The 16,048-nt window shown below is 29.4% G+C and carries 16 protein-coding genes; all 16 read left to right on the top strand.

Translation table 11 applies throughout. The features are described 5' to 3' along the window. The first annotated feature begins 30 nt into the window (after positions 1-30). The 16 genes from HLB29_RS07325 to HLB29_RS07250 all read left to right on the top strand — a co-directional run bounded on the left by HLB29_RS07325 (position 31) and on the right by HLB29_RS07250 (position 16,048). Positions 31-753 carry a hypothetical protein gene (locus tag HLB29_RS07325; protein WP_185624522.1) on the top strand — a complete coding sequence of 241 codons (723 nt, stop codon included), beginning with the start codon at positions 31-33 and terminating at the stop codon, positions 751-753. A 31-nt stretch (positions 754-784) separates the two neighbouring features. Beyond that, complete coding sequence (locus HLB29_RS07320; protein WP_185624521.1) at positions 785-1,081, top strand: hypothetical protein; 297 nt, start codon at positions 785-787, stop codon at positions 1,079-1,081. Then, positions 1,059-2,282 (top strand): signal peptidase I, encoded by a 1,224-nt coding sequence (locus tag HLB29_RS09790; RefSeq protein WP_185624520.1) that lies wholly within the window; start codon positions 1,059-1,061, stop codon positions 2,280-2,282. The genes HLB29_RS07320 and HLB29_RS09790 overlap by 23 nt, the downstream gene beginning before the upstream one ends. Next, positions 2,282-3,394: a DUF5305 family protein gene (locus tag HLB29_RS07310; protein ID WP_185624519.1), complete on the top strand. Its 1,113-nt coding sequence runs from the start codon at positions 2,282-2,284 to the stop codon at positions 3,392-3,394. The genes HLB29_RS09790 and HLB29_RS07310 overlap by 1 nt, the downstream gene beginning before the upstream one ends. Before the next feature lie 229 nt (positions 3,395-3,623). Beyond that, complete coding sequence (locus HLB29_RS07305; RefSeq protein ID WP_185624518.1) at positions 3,624-4,607, top strand: SipW-dependent-type signal peptide-containing protein; 984 nt, start codon at positions 3,624-3,626, stop codon at positions 4,605-4,607. Between the two features lie 375 nt (positions 4,608-4,982). After that, positions 4,983-6,179, top strand: coding sequence for an exodeoxyribonuclease VII large subunit (gene xseA / locus HLB29_RS07300; protein WP_185624517.1), 1,197 nt, complete (start codon positions 4,983-4,985; stop codon positions 6,177-6,179). Between the two features lie 42 nt (positions 6,180-6,221). Next, positions 6,222-6,458, top strand: coding sequence for an exodeoxyribonuclease VII small subunit (gene xseB, locus HLB29_RS07295; protein ID WP_185624516.1), 237 nt, complete (start codon positions 6,222-6,224; stop codon positions 6,456-6,458). Then, positions 6,459-7,346, top strand: a complete 888-nt coding sequence (locus HLB29_RS07290; RefSeq protein ID WP_185624515.1) for a polyprenyl synthetase family protein — start codon at positions 6,459-6,461, stop codon at positions 7,344-7,346. It abuts the gene before it with no gap. A gap of 17 nt (positions 7,347-7,363) precedes the next feature. Continuing rightward, positions 7,364-7,795, top strand: coding sequence for a divergent PAP2 family protein (locus tag HLB29_RS07285; RefSeq protein ID WP_185624514.1), 432 nt, complete (start codon positions 7,364-7,366; stop codon positions 7,793-7,795). 17 nt (positions 7,796-7,812) lie between these two features. Beyond that, complete coding sequence (dxs, locus tag HLB29_RS07280) at positions 7,813-9,825, top strand: 1-deoxy-D-xylulose-5-phosphate synthase (protein ID WP_185624513.1); 2,013 nt, start codon at positions 7,813-7,815, stop codon at positions 9,823-9,825. Positions 9,826-9,881: 56 nt separating this feature from the next. Further along, positions 9,882-10,787 (top strand): TlyA family RNA methyltransferase, encoded by a 906-nt coding sequence (locus tag HLB29_RS07275; RefSeq protein WP_185624512.1) that lies wholly within the window; start codon positions 9,882-9,884, stop codon positions 10,785-10,787. 12 nt (positions 10,788-10,799) lie between these two features. Next, positions 10,800-12,506: a DNA repair protein RecN gene (gene recN / locus HLB29_RS07270; protein WP_185624511.1), complete on the top strand. Its 1,707-nt coding sequence runs from the start codon at positions 10,800-10,802 to the stop codon at positions 12,504-12,506. Between the two features lies 1 nt (position 12,507). Continuing rightward, on the top strand, positions 12,508-13,629 hold the full coding sequence (gene steA / locus HLB29_RS07265; protein WP_185624510.1) for a putative cytokinetic ring protein SteA: 1,122 nt from the start codon (positions 12,508-12,510) through the stop codon (positions 13,627-13,629). A 24-nt stretch (positions 13,630-13,653) separates the two neighbouring features. Continuing rightward, a complete protein-coding gene (locus tag HLB29_RS07260) occupies positions 13,654-14,517 on the top strand; it encodes a copper transporter (protein ID WP_185624509.1) in 864 nt (287 codons plus the stop codon). A gap of 11 nt (positions 14,518-14,528) precedes the next feature. Further along, a complete protein-coding gene (locus HLB29_RS07255; RefSeq protein WP_185624508.1) occupies positions 14,529-15,218 on the top strand; it encodes a glycosyltransferase family 2 protein in 690 nt (229 codons plus the stop codon). 2 nt (positions 15,219-15,220) lie between these two features. Then, complete coding sequence (locus HLB29_RS07250) at positions 15,221-16,048, top strand: MraY family glycosyltransferase (protein ID WP_185624507.1); 828 nt, start codon at positions 15,221-15,223, stop codon at positions 16,046-16,048.

Below are 16,048 nucleotides of genomic sequence, written 5' to 3'. Positions count from 1 at the left end.
ACTATATATTTATTTGAAAGGATGAAGATGATGCGAAGAAAGAAAGCAAGTGTTATTTTAGGAAAAATATCTATATTTTTGTTATTTATGGTAAGTATGACAGCGATGGGAAGTACTTATTCGACATGGAATTCTAACATGAATATAGACACATTTTTATCAAGTGGTTCAATGGAAGTATTATTTAATGGACCAGTAGACGAGAAATACTCGGCTGATATTGTCAAATCGAACGGCGATGTAATTAAATCAATTGATGCAGATTTTGTGCTAGATGATAAAAGAAAAATTTTAAATATAATGTTTAATCAAGGGATTCCAAAAAATGATTTGCTTGATGGAAATTTAATTAGAATAAAATTCACAGTTGATAAAAGTGAAAAAAGCTCTGTGAATAGGTTTAAAGAAAGGAAATTAGAGTTAAATAAAAAAATGGATACAGTTGAACTTAAAGCACAGAAGGTTATTCTCATAATGGAGGGAAAGTCATATTATGCTGACCTGAATGATTTTATGATACCATTAAAATTTGATTTTTATAATGAATTTAATGGACAAAATAATCAAAATGGAAATATATATTTAAGTTTAACTCAAGAAAGTATAGATGAAATAAATAAATTACCATCAGATTTAAAAATTGATAGAAATAAATTGAATGAATATGTGGGATTGAGAAACCAAAATAGAGAAAAAAACGGAGCTATAGTTATTTATTCATGTGAAATTCCATACCATTTAGAACAACAATAGCAAAACAAAGGGCAAAAAAGGAGGGATCCAAATGAAAAAAATAACATTATTTATTATTTCGATAGCTTTTCTATTATCAGGAGTAAAAGTGTGTGGATATTGGTGTGATAAATTATTGATTAAAACCGAGACAGCGGTATTCTATGACATAAATATTAATTATACTAGTGAATCAGATAAAGATAAAGTAATAGATTCAAAGAATGAATCTAATGGTGATAAATCTGCTGATGAAAAGAATTCAGATGATAATGTTGATAAAATAGAAAGTGAACAACTTATTCCGGAACAGGGGGTAGATAATAGTGCTACAGAACATACAGATTAAAAAGTTTGACATAGGATATAATTATTCACCTAAAATGTTTGTGATAATACTTTTAATGCTGTTAGTAGTACCAGTAGTACCCAGTTTAAGGAATATTTTTAATGCTTCTCCATATATTGCTTTTATATATTGGGGGAGCATTATAATAATTCAGTTATTATTTATACCATCTAACTATATGATAAGAAGAACCAAAGTGAAAGAACAAGCTAAAATGTATTCTATATCTGGGGCGATTTTCTTTATAACAGTTAGTTTTTTGGTAGGCGTACTTATGAAATGTTTAAAAAGAAGTCCATATGATAGTTCATTTTTAGGTGTTTTTTTAAATATAATAACAATTGTACCGGTAATAGTATCAAGGGAAATGATAAGAGACTATATTGTAAGTGTATCATGGAAAATATTAAAACATAAATTGACAGCAATTGTTATATTTACAATTATAATTGCATTAACGGAAATAAATTTTGGAAAAATACAAAATCTTAAAGATGCAGAATCTATTTTAGCATATCTGGTGCGTGATATTTTACCGGTATTTTCAAGAAACTTTTTATTATCCGTTTTAGTTTTTTATGGAGGGGCAATATCAGGGATTATATATTATGGAATGGTAGAAGGTTTTTTTAAGTTTTTTCCTTTTATACCCGAGTTTTCATGGTTGGTAGATGGTGCAATAGGACTGGTAATTCCGATACTACTTGGAATGTATTTTTGGGAGCGTTGTGAAATATATAGGGCAGATAAAATCGTAAGAAGTAGTAAGGCAGAGTTTGGATATTTTTACTTTATACTACTTTCTGTTTCAATTATTTTCTCCTGGTTTATAGTAGGTGTTTTTTTATTTTATCCATCTGTTATACTTACGGGGAGTATGCAACCAAAGATGTATCCCGGGGATGTAATAATTATTAAAAAAATACTAGAGGAAAAAGAAATATACAAACTAAAAGAGGGGGATATCATAAATTTCAAACGTGAAAATTTTACCATAACTCATAGAATTAAAAAGATAGAGGAAGATGAGGCAGGAAATATTACTTTTAGGACAAAGGGAGACAACAATAAAAGTGAGGATGTAGATTCTGTTAATCCTAATGATGTGAAAGGAATAGTAATAAAAGTAATTCCCAAAATAGGCATTCCGATTTATATGTTAAAAAGTAATGATGATATTCCAGAGGGGGTTGTAAATTAATGGGAAGTAATTTATTTGATAAAAAAAAGGGAAAAGATAATAATATAAATGAATTTGAAAATAACGAAAATATAATTACTATAGAAAAAGGAAAAAGAAAAGCAATAGTAATAATAGGGATTGTATTATTACTCATAGGGGGAGTAGGGATCTTATTTTTAGCTCCAAGCAAAAATGAAAAGAATTCACAGCCCCTCTCATATAAAAATACATATTATATAAATGCAGATTCTAATTACAAGGTTTATATGTTACCTAATAAAACCTTGGGGAAAGAATGGTTGGGTGAAAAATATTTATATCCGGTAAAATTAACTGATTATATTGAAATATATTTCAGATCAAATGTGTTTTTAAAAGAAAATATAAAATTGTCAGGAACATATAGTATTTCTGCTGTTATAAATGGATATCAAACTGATGAAGAATCAAGGTTAAATGTATATGAGAAAAAGTTTCCACTAAAATCAGGACGAATAGATAAAGAAAAAAGAAAAAATGTTTCTATAAAAGAAAGTTTGTCAATCAATCCTAAAGAATATAAAAAAATTATTGATAGTGCAGAAACAGAAATAGGAGGAAGTACACTAAATGATTTTTATATACTTTTTGAAGGGAAATACATTTTTGATTCAAAAGAATATCCTTTTTCATATAAAGTATCAATAAATATAGATGATGAAACTTTTTATAGTGTTACAAAACCAAAAACTATTATAAAAAAAGGTGGAATAGGTGAACCTATCAATAAGAAAACATTATCAAATATTAAATCATATATTCCCTATATTCTATTCTGTTTAATAGGGATTGTAGCTATTGTATTTACTCTTTTAAGAACAAAAACAAAAGAAAAAAGTGAGGAAGAGTTGTGGGATTTAAAACTGAACAATATTATAAAAAAATATGGTAATAGGATGATATGTTTGAAGAATATGCCTGAAATTATAGAAAAAAATATATTGAAATTGGATGATATAGAAAGTATGATTATACTTTCTGAAGAAATAAGAAAACCAATATTTTATGCTTTAGGTGTAAATTTACTTCCAGACAAAGGAGAATTTTATGTTTTTGGAGAAAAATATGTATATATGTTTAAAGTTGAATAATCTAAGAGTATTTATATAAAAAATATTAAAAATAGAATAAGAAATAGTACTAAAAATACTACTAAAGTAGTATAAAGGTTTATACTTGTTGGGCAGTTAAAATATATCTCAGGAGGGTTTTGAATATTTTCATATTTCTATATACTTTAATTACAGTAAAAAACAAATGTGAGGTGCAGTTGAAAAATTAAGTTTGTAAATGTTTTTTGTAAGAAAAGGGGGAAGAATTATGAAAAACTCAAGTAAGAAAAATTTAATAGGTGGTATTTTAGCTTTGTCTCTAATTCTAGCAGGCACAGGGTATGCTTATTGGACGGATACTTTAAATGTAAATACTAAAGCCACAACAGGTGATTTCGGTGTTGAATTTGTAGATTTAGGTCTATATGCACAGTATAATAATGAAACTAAACCTAAAGGTTGGAGTATAGTTGATGGTATTGGAGATAGTGGTTATGTTGCTGATGACTTCTTTATGAGAGGAGTTTCTGATTACAACAAGATAGCTAAAGATGGTAGTATAGCTGAATATAAGAAACGTGCAGAAGGATATAACAATGTTGATTTCGATGCTAAATTGAAAGATGCAAAACCTATACCTAAGCAAGTTGGACCTTATACAACTGCAAATACAAATGGTTCTGATAAAATAGAACTAGAAATAAACAAGATGTATCCAGGATATGCTCAGGCATTCCGTACAGATATCATAAATATTGGTGATATAGCAGCTAAGCTTTCTGATATGAAGTTTACTGTTGGTGCCGGTTCAGATGTTGGTAATTTAGAAGATATGATAGGTATAGCTGTTCTTATCAATGGAGAACTTAAACCAGGAACAAGTGGAGCTGACTATGAAGTATTTAAACTAGCTAAAACTTTATCAAATGGTGATAATACATTCACAGTAGGTGGTGTACAGTTTATCAGATTATCTGCACTAAAGAATGCTAACATTAAGGCTGCATTAAAGAACAATGAAATCCTTTGTACTCCTACTCAGAATAGAATGGATTTATTCTTAGGTGTTGCTATGGATCCAGATGCAAGTGGTAAATATACTACAGGAACAGTTGAAAATATGAATCCAGCTAACGATGATAAGTTAAGCCAGAAGAAAGCCGTTAAAGTTTCTATAGACTTACTATGGGATCAGTTCAATGTAGGGAAAGATGCTGCTAACCCTAATATTCTTGTAGATCAGAATAAATAATATTAAAAATAAAATCAGAATAAACGACATTAGTAAAATGAAGTAAATTAGTTTTATAATATGTTTTGTTTCTACTAATAACTAGATACTATGAATATGTTATAAAATTAGAATCATAATTTATAGCGTTGATAGAATATATTTAACTTTTATTTATAGATAAAAGAAATATACTATCGACGCTTTTTTTTTGAATAAAAACAGTTAATATTTAGAATTTGAAATTATTTAAAAATATTAATTTGAAAATTGTTTTTTTAGAAGATATATTAAGAAAAATAATACTGATAAAAAAAATAATCTTAGCATTAACTTTTTATTTAATAAATATGTTATAATGTAATTTAGGATATTATGCGGTTTGGTGGTGAAAGAATGAAAATTAGAACTTTAGAAATATCTGAATTGAATATTTATATTAATAAACTTATAAATGATGATCCGATTCTAAATAATATTAGAGTAAGAGGAGAAGTATCAAATTTTAAAATACATTCTTCTGGTAATGTATACCTTACTCTCAAGGATGACAAATCAAAAGTGAACTGCATGGTATATAAAACGAATTATAATAGAAATCTTAAGATAGAGAATGGCTCTAAAATTATTGCGGAAGGATATGTATCATCATATGTGAGAGATGGTATATATCAACTATATATAAAAAGTATAGAATTAGAAGGAAAAGGTAATTTGTATCTTGAGTTTTTAAAGCTCAAGGAAAAATTGGAAAAAGAAGGAATTTTTGATCATGCAAAAAAGAGAAACATACCGAAATTCCCTCAAAATATCGGAGTTGTAACTTCTCCAACTGGTGCTGTAATTAAAGATATTATAAATGTCATATCAAGAAGATATCCTAGGGTAAATATAAAATTGTATCCGGCCTTGGTGCAGGGAGAGGGGTCTGCAATAACATTAAAAAGTGGTATTGAATTTTTTAATAATTTGGGGGATATTGATACGATTATTATTGGTAGAGGAGGAGGTTCTTTGGAAGAATTATGGTCTTTTAATGATGAGGAACTTGCAAGAACAATATATAAATCAACAATACCAGTAATATCAGCAGTAGGACATGAAACTGATTTTACTATTTGTGATTTTGTGTCAGATATGCGAGCACCAACTCCATCTGCTGCAGCAGAAATTGCTACTCCAAATGAAGAAGACTTAATTTCTAGACAGTATAATCTTTTGAAAGCGATGGGAAGAAATATATCTTCAAAAATGAATATTGAAAAGCACAAATTGAAATCAAACTTTGAAAGATACAATGCATTTGTTCAAAAAACTCTTTTAAATGATAGATATATGGATCTTGATAGATTTAAAGAAAGATTAGATAATAATATAAACCTTTATTTAAAAGTTAAAAGGGAAGAGTTAAATGTATTTGCAAGTGGTATAGGAAACTTAAATCCATTTTCGGTTCTTGAAAGAGGATATTGCATTGTAGAAAAGAATGATAATATATTGAGTAGTATATCAAATCTTGAAATAAATGATAAATTAGAACTCATTTTGAATGATGGTAAAATATTGTGTAATGTAGAAGATATTTTTGATTAAACATTTGATCTGAAATGATTTAGATTGGAAGAGGATAAAACTATGAGAAATGATATAAAAGCAGGTATAATAAAAGATAAAAGTTATGAGGAAGCTTTTAAACGAATGGAAGAAATATTACAGATATTGGAAACTGGGAATATTAAATTAGACGATTCATTAAATTTGTATGAAGAAGGAATACAATTATATAAGCATTGTAGCGAAATACTAGAGAAAGCCGAACTTAAGGTTAGCAAGTTTAATGAGTTAGGTGAAGAGGTAGAGGTGGAATTTTAAATGGATTTCAAATTAGAACTAACAAAAAAAATAAATGAGTTTGAAAATAAAATGAAAGAATATTTGCCTGAGGAAACTGGATATCAGAAAACAATTTTTCAAGCTATGAATTATAGCCTAAATGCTGGTGGGAAAAGATTAAGGCCAATATTACTTATGGAGTCATATAAAATTTGTGGTGGAAATGATAATAATTATTTTCCATATTCAGTGGCTATTGAAATGATACATACCTATTCTTTGATTCATGACGATTTGCCGGCATTAGATAATGATGATTTAAGGAGAGGTAAACAAACTAATCATAAAGTGTTTGGTGAAGCGATGGCAATACTGGCAGGTGATGCTCTTTTAAGTCATGCTTTTCAAATTATGCTTGGAGCGGGTATGAACACCAACTATCCTGATAGGGCGTTAAATGCTACATATGAAATATCAAAAGGAGCCGGTATATATGGTATGATAGCAGGTCAAGTGGCTGATGTAGAAAGTGAAGGTAAAAAAATAGATAAAGAAAAGCTGGATTTTATTCATATTAATAAAACCGCAGCAATGATAATAGCATGCATGCGTTCAGGTGCAATATTAGCTGGAGCATCAGAAGAAAAATTAAATGCATTGACTGTTTATGGAAAGAAAATAGGGCTAGCTTTTCAAATAATTGACGACATATTGGACATAGAAGGTGATGAAATAATTATGGGTAAGAAAACAGGTAGCGATTTGGAAAATAATAAGTCGACTTATCCAGCCATTCTAGGAATGAAAGAATCTAAAAAAATAGCTGGAGAATTAATTAAAGAATCTAAGGATGCTCTCAAAGTATTTAATGGAGATACAGAATTTTTATTATCTTTGGCTGACTATATAATGAGTAGAAGTAATTAAATTTCTTAGGGGGATTTATGGAATTTTTTAGTGAAATTTTTGCAAATAAAATACTATGGGTTAGTGTTTTTTCGTGTTTTTTAGCCCAATTTTTAAAAATTTTTACAGGAAAGAGAAAGGTTGATATAGGGAGAATGTTTATTTCCGGAGGGATGCCCAGTTCACATAGTTCTTTTGTGACTTGTATGTCGACTATGGTTGGAGTACAATACGGGTTTGACTCAGCTATATTTGCTATATCGGCTGTAATTTCATGCATAATAATGTATGATGCTTCAGGTGTTAGGCAGGCAGTAGGTAAGCAAGCTACACTTTTGAATCAGCTAATTGAAGATTGGCATCAGAAAAAACCTATCAAACAAGAAAAACTTAAAGAATTGATTGGTCATACGCCTAAGCAGGTTTTTTTCGGTGGTTTACTGGGGATTTTGATAGGTACTATATTTTAATATAAAAGGTGAATCTTATGTATAGATATTTATCTGGCGTTAATTCGCCACAAGATATAAAAAAAATGAACAAAATGCAAATGATAGAACTTTCAAAAGAAATAAGAAAGTTTCTTGTTAAAAAAGTTTCTGCAACTGGAGGTCATCTTGCATCAAATTTAGGGGTAGTAGAATTGACATTGGCACTTCATAAAGTTTTTGATAGTCCGACTGATAAAATTATATGGGATGTTGGTCATCAAGCTTATGTGCATAAAATAATAACAGGTAGAAAAGAACAATTCGATACATTAAGACAATTTAAAGGTTTATCAGGTTTTCCAAAAGAATCCGAAAGTGAACATGATATATTTGACACAGGTCATAGCTCCACATCTATATCAGCAGGTTTGGGAATTGCAGTAGCAAGAGATATAAACAAAGAAAAATTCAATGTAATATCAGTGATTGGCGATGGAGCAATTACAGGAGGTATGGCAATTGAGGCTTTAAATAATTTAGGGTTTTTGAAAAAAAATATGATTGTCGTATTCAATGATAATGAAATGTCTATAGATAAAAATACGGGTGCTTTTTCGACATATATGTCTAAAATAATCAGGAATAGTGAGACATTGATATTTAAGGATAACGTAGATAAAATTATGAACCTAACTCAAGTAGGGGAAATAATTTCAAAAAAGGCAAATAGACTTACAGATTCCATTATATCAAGTTTTTCGCCGGAACAGTGCGGATTTATTGATGCTTTAGGAATAAAATATATAGGTCCGCTTGATGGGCATAATTTAGATGAATTAATAGATATTTTTGAATATGCAAAGCATGTTGACGGACCAAAATTTATTCACGTTAAAACGATAAAAGGTAAGGGATATAAATTTGCTGAGAAATGTCCTGAAAATTATCATGGAGTTGGTAAATTTGATTATAAAGAAGGTGTAAAACATTCCGGTAGTCGTTCTATTTCTTCAATAGTTGGAACAACTCTTTCCGAAATGGCAAGTTACAATGATAAAATAGTTGCAATAACAGCGGCGATGCCTACTGGAACAGGGTTAAATATTTTTGAAAAATTTCATCCGGATAGATACTTTGATGTTGGTATAACAGAACAACATGCAACTACTTTTTCTGCAGGATTAGCAAAAGCGGGAATGAAACCTTATTTTGCCGTTTACTCTACTTTTCTGCAAAGGGGGTATGATCAATTAATACATGATGTATGTATTACCAAGAAGGCGGTTACTTTTTTAGTAGATAGAGCAGGGTTAGTAGGAAACGACGGAGAAACTCATCATGGTCAGTTTGATTTATCATATATGAATATCATACCCAATTTGATAGTTATGGCTCCAAAAGATACGGATGAAATGGTAGAGATGATAAAGTATTCTGAGAGATGTGACTATCCACTGTCAATTAGGTATCCAAGAGGTACAGAATATTATTTTGATAAGAGCGAATACAATTTATTTAAGAAAGAGCATAGTTTTGAAAACACACCTATTGATACTTATAACATAGGAAATCCTGAAGTGATTTTTGATAATATAACTAAAAAAGAAAATTTGGAAAAGGATAATTGCAATCCGGAAATCAAATGTTCAAAAAAAGAAATTGAAGATGTTAAAAACATTCATAATGATGATTTTAGAAGAAAAAAGATAGCTGTTATTACGATTGGAAATATGCTTTTACCGGCGATAAAAGCAATTGATAATATAAAAGATGAAAGCTTTGAGTATAGAATAATAAATTCAAGATATTTAAAACCACTTAATATAGAAAAATATCTTGAATTACTAGATGGAATTAACTATGTAGTGACAATAGAAGACAATGTAGTAACGGGTGGATTTGGATCAAATATTGAAAAAATAATTGCCCAAAATAATCTGAAAACTAAATTAGAAATAATAGGTATTCCAGATGCGTTTATTGAACACGGAGATACTGAGATATTGATGGATAAAATAGGAATGTCACCTGAAATAATTAAAGAAAGAATAATTGAGTTTTGCAGATGATTAAATTGCATAGTTACATAATGGTCGAATTTTATAAATGATGAGGTTTTATTATAATGAAAAAAAGAATAGATGTACTGCTTGTTGATATGGGTTTTTTTGAAAGCAGAGAACAGGCAAGAAGAAATATAATGGCTGGAAATGTGTTTGTAGATAATCAAAAAATTGATAAAGCAGGAACAGCAGTCAGAATAGATTCGGAGATAATCGTGAAGGGTAAGCCTATTCCATATGTCAGTCGAGGGGGATTAAAGTTAGAAAAGGCACTAAATAATTTTGATCTCACATTGGACGGTAAAATATGCATGGATATTGGTGCATCTACAGGAGGATTTACCGACTGCATGCTTCAAAATGGAGCCACTAAGGTTTATTCCATAGATGTAGGATATGGTCAGCTAGCCTGGAAATTAAGACAGGACAAAAGAGTTGTATGTATGGAAAGACAGAATATAAGGCATCTAGAGGTTGATTCATTGGGAGATAGACCTGATTTTGCTTCTATTGATGTATCATTTATTTCATTGAGGTTAGTATTGCCAAAAGCATGGGAAATACTAAATAAAAAAGGAAGAATTGTTGCTCTTATAAAGCCGCAGTTTGAAGCTGGTAGAGAAAAAGTAGGAAAAAAGGGAGTTGTCAGAGAAAAATCTACTCATGTTGAAGTAATTGATTTTGTTTCCAAAATAGCAATTAAAGAAGGTTTTAGAATTTTAGAGTTGGATTTCTCCCCTATAAAAGGTCCTGAGGGAAATATAGAGTATCTGATTTATCTTGAGAAAATCAATGAAAAACCTGATATGGAGAAAATAGAGAATACTAACGATTTTGATGGTGAAAAAAACAAAGTCATATTTGAATTTGCTTCAAAATATAATTCTTTAGATAAGTATAAAACCTATGATGAATACTATGATAAGATAGTTGAATTAGTTGAAGCATCACATTCTTTGGATAAATAATTGGAGGACAATATGATTCACGAATTATATATGAAAAATTGCGCTCTCGTTGAAGAGGCTAGAGTGAATTTTGGTGAAAAATTAAATATATTGACAGGAGAAACAGGTTCTGGAAAATCAATTATTTTAGAGGGATTAAATTTATGTTTTGGTGGAAAATATGACAGAACTTTTTTAAGAAAAGGGACAGAAATTGGAGAAGTAGAAATAGTAGTTTTTTCTGATAATGAAAAATTTTTGAAAAGACTTAATTCTATTGATGTTGATATCCCAAAAGGTGAGGCTATAATTGTATCTAGGAAACTTTTTCAGGATGGAAAAAGTACAACCAAAATAAATGGTAAAAATATCAGAGTATCTGATTTGAAATTTGTTATGTCATCTATAGTTGACATGCATGGTCAACATCAAAATCAAGCCTTGTATAACAAGGAAAATCATATAGAATTTGTAGATATTTATGGAAAGGAAGAGCTTTCATCAATATTCAAAGAGTATCAAACAATTTTTGAGGAATTTAATGATATAAAGAAAAGGATTTATAGAATGAATGACAATAAATCTGATATGGAAGTTCAAAGAGAAAAGGATTTATTGAAATTTCAAATTAATGAAATCAGTGCAGCAAATCTTAGTAAAAGTGAATTTGATGAACTGAAAAAACAAAGAGATATAGTGGCAAATAGTGAAAAAATTTTCAATTCTCTAAGTGAGGTATACGAATTAATTCACAACGGTCAAATAAATTCTGAGGATAATGTAGGAAAATCATTTTCTCTATTATCCGATATTATAAAATACGATGAAAAGATATCCGAAATAAGTGAATCAACAGAAAAGGTAATGTATGAACTTCAGGAAATATCTTTAAATATCCGTAATTATTTGGATAGAATTGATTTTGAACCTCATATTTTAAATGAAATAGAAGCGCGTATGGATGTTATCAACACGCTTAGAAGGAAGTATGGAAACACTATAGACGAAATACTTAAATATCACCAAGAAATGTTAGAGAGATTAGATAATATTGATAACCGTGAAGAAAGAATTGAAAATTTAAAAAAAGAGTTAAATATAAAGAAAAAAGAACTTGAAATAGTTGGAAAAAAATTGTCTGAAACCAGAAAAAAAATAGCATCAGATTTAGAAAGAAGTTTGCTTTTAGAACTATCAAGTTTAAATATGAAAAATACTAAATTTAAGGTTAATTTTAAGAAAACAGATTATAATGAAAATGGTTGTGACGATATTGAATTTTTTGTTTCGTTTAATCTTGGTGAGGACTTAAATCCACTTAATAAAATAGCATCTGGTGGTGAAATGTCCAGATTTATGTTGGCATTCAAATCTATTCTATCTAATTTGGATAAGATAGATACACTAATTTTTGATGAAATAGATAGTGGGATAAGTGGGAGAGCTGCGCAAATTGTCGGTGAGAAATTATCTGCTATATCAAATAATAAACAAATTATTTGTATCACTCATCTGCCTCAGATTGCATCTTTTGCCGATCACCATTACCATATAGAAAAAAATGTAGAAAAAAATCGAACGAATACTTCGATAACATTATTAGATGATAAAGTAAGAACTAATGAAATAGCTAGGTTAATTTCTGGTAAAATAATAACAGAAAAAACCGTTCAACATGCTATTGAAATACTCGAAATTGCGGAAAAAATAAAAAAAAGTAATGAAAATCTAGGAGGATAATATGCGAGTAGAGGCAAATTTAAAAAAAGATAGAAAAACTAAAAAACTCGCAAAAAGAATATCAGCTGGTGAGATAGCTCTTATAAATCACATTGATATAGATGAGGTTGCTGCAAAATCTTTAGTTGAAGCAAAGATTAAGCTCGTTATAAATGCTGCAGAGTCTATAAGCGGGAGGTATCCTAATATGGGTCCCACAATACTGACAAGTAACAACATACTTATCGTTGATAATGTAGGGATGGAAGTATTTGATATATTGAATGAAGATGAAATGATAATTGTCGAGGATGGAAGAATAATTAGAGATGGCGAAGAAATAGGATCTGGGCAGCTATTGAATGAACAGGTTGTAAAGGAAAAAATAAAAAGGGCATATGAAAATATAGGTGTGGAGTTAGACAGATTTATTGATAATACCATTGAATATGCTAAAAAAGAAAAAGGTATGATACTGGGAGAACTTGAAATACCAAAAATGAAAACCAAGTATAGTGGAAAACATGTTTTGGTAGTAGTTCGAGGCCATAATTACAAAGATGATTTAGAAGCGATGATTTCATATATTGAAGAAATGAAGCCGGTACTTGTAGGAGTTGATGGTGGTGCAGATGCACTTTTAGAATTTGGATATAGTCCCGATGTAATTGTTGGCGATATGGACAGTGTTTCGGATGAGGCTTTAAAGGCAGCAAATGAAATTGTTGTGCATGCATATACTGATGGGAGAGCTCCCGGACTTGCCAGAGTGGAGTCACTTGGATTAGAAGCAGTTGTTTTTTCAGCTCCTGGTACAAGTGAAGATATAGCTATGTTGGCAGCATATGAATATGATGCAGAACTAATCGTAGCTTTAGGAACTCACTCAAATATGATAGATTTCTTGGAAAAAGGTAGAAAAGGTATGGCATCCACATTTCTTGTCAGACTAAAAATTGGATCTAAATTGATTGATGCTAGAGGAGTAAGTATACTATATAAAAGCAGGTTGAAAATTAAGTATATAGTTGCATTGATAATGACAGCGATATTCCCTGTTTTAATAGTTATATCATTATCTCCAAAGGTTCAGACACTTATTCAGCTTATGTATATAAAGCTTTTGCTTTTGATGAGGATGTAATTTATAGATTGGAAGGTAAAAAATATGCATATTAATTTTAAATATTTTATAGTATCAATAGGTTCTATATTTTTAGCATTAGGAGTAGGTATTTTAATTGGGTCTAATATAGGAACTAATGAAACTATACAAAAACAAAATGCTGCAATTGTAAAAGATATAGATAATCGTTTTAATGAATTAAAAGAAAAGGATGATAAATTAACCAGTGAAAATGAAAAGTTAAATATCAATATTGAAGACTTGAAAAAATATATTGGTAAAAACGAAGATGTTTTAGTTAGCGGTAAACTAATAGGCAAAAAGATAGCTATTATTTCATTTAATGAAGATGGAGCCAATGAAGAAACAGAAAAAACAATTGTTAAATTTGGTGGCGAAGTAGGATTTAATATAAATATAAACGGTTCATCTGTTAATGATGATAATTTAAAAAAAATCAATGAAAAATTGCAATTGAATTTATCTAAAAAAGAAGAAATAGTTAAATTGATTGAAGAATCAATTGTTTCATCAAATAACGATGGTAGATTAACTGCTTTACAGGAATTGGGAATTATTAAAATAAATAGCATGGCTAGTCAATTTGAAAATATTGATAGCATAATTGTTAATAATTCTGCTAATATGAAAAAGAAAGGTGAAGTTGATATGGAATATCTTATTTCAGACTTTATGAAGTCCAAAAAGCAAACTGTAATAGTACAATCTAGCGGTTCTACAATTGATGTGGCAAATAAATTTGGAAAGTTAAAGCTGGCGACTATTAGTAATATAAATGAAGAAATAGGACATATTTCATTTGCTTTAATATTAAATGATAGTAATATAACAGGTAATTTTGGGAAAATTCAAGAAGGATATAGTTTAATTCCTTCTGTAAAATAAGGAGAAAAGTTATGTTTACGAGCGTAATTATACCTGCATATAATGAAGCTGATAGGATAGAAAATACTCTAAATGGTATAGTTGATATAGATATTATAGATGAAATAGTGGTGATAGATGATGGCTCAAGCGATTCAACTGTTGAGATTTTGTCGAGATACAAATCCGACAAATTAAAATTTTGGGTGCAAAATTCAAATCAAGGTAAAGGAAAAGCTTTGGAAAAAGGATTAGAATTATGTAATTCAATTTCTGATATCGTTGTTTTTCTTGATGCTGATTTAGGAAATACATCATCTGAAGTCGTAAAGATTATAATGCCGGTTATAAATAATGAATGTGATGTTGCTATTGCAAGATTTAGACCTGCTAAGAAAAAAGGCGGTATGGGATTTGTAAAAAGACTAGCAAGAGATTCTGTATATGAAATGACAGGAGTAGAATTAAATTCGACTATTTCAGGACAAAGAGCCTTTAAAAAAGAGGTAATTGATAGATTTTCAAAAATACCGGATGGCTATGGAGTTGAGGTCGGCATGACAATTGATATTTTAAAATGGGGATACACGGTAAGAGAATATATAGTAGATATGACACATAATGAAACAGGAAGAGATTTAAAAGGCTTTATTCATAGAGGTAAACAGTATTTACATATTAAAAGAATAGTTAATAAAAAGAGAAGAGAGTGGGGGAATTAACTATGTACACTTATTTAATGCTTTTAATGTTATTTTGTATTGGAATAGCTGTCACATTGATATGTATACCTATGTTAAACAGGATGTTAGATGAATGTGGTATGATAAGACAAAATTTTAGAGGGGATTTGATTCCTGTAGGAATGGGAATTGTATTTATACCGGCGATGGTAGTGAATTCAGTAATATTATTATTTTCAAACGTAGATTCTGAAAGAATGCTAAGCATATATATTTTATTATTTGGAATTATGGCAATGTCTTTTGCAGGAATTATAGATGATAGTATTGGAAATAGAAATGTTACCGGAATAAAAGGACATTTTAAATCTATGTTCAAAGGTAAGCTTACAACAGGCGGACTAAAAGCAATGTTGGGCGGACTAGTAGGGTTACTTATATCTGTTACTATTTCAAAGTCTTTATCGGGTATTATTGTTGGAACTTTAGTAATAGCACTTTCCACAAATTTTATTAACCTTTTGGATTTAAGGCCCGGACGAGCTATAAAAGTATATTTATTTTTGATAATATTATCAATGCCATTTTGTAGCAATTTCAATAGAGAAATAATGATGATAATATTACCATCAGTTATTGCTTATTTTTACTATGACTTAAAAGCCTTAGCTATGATGGGAGATGCAGGCTCAAATGTTTTGGGGGTATCTTTAGGAATCTTTGTGGTATTGTCTTTTAATATAAAAGTTCAAATAGTATGGTTAATATTATTGATATTAATCCATATTTTGACTGAAATTTTTTCTCTTACAAAAATTATAGCAAATAACAAGGTGTTAAACTATATAGATAAATTAGGAAGGAATTAG

The organism is Peptostreptococcus canis (assembly GCF_014229965.1).
GTDB classification, from domain to species: Bacteria; Bacillota; Clostridia; order Peptostreptococcales; family Peptostreptococcaceae; genus Peptostreptococcus; species Peptostreptococcus canis.
The sequence above is the reverse complement of the archived record's forward strand: the minus strand, read 5'-3'. Positions and strand labels throughout refer to the sequence as shown.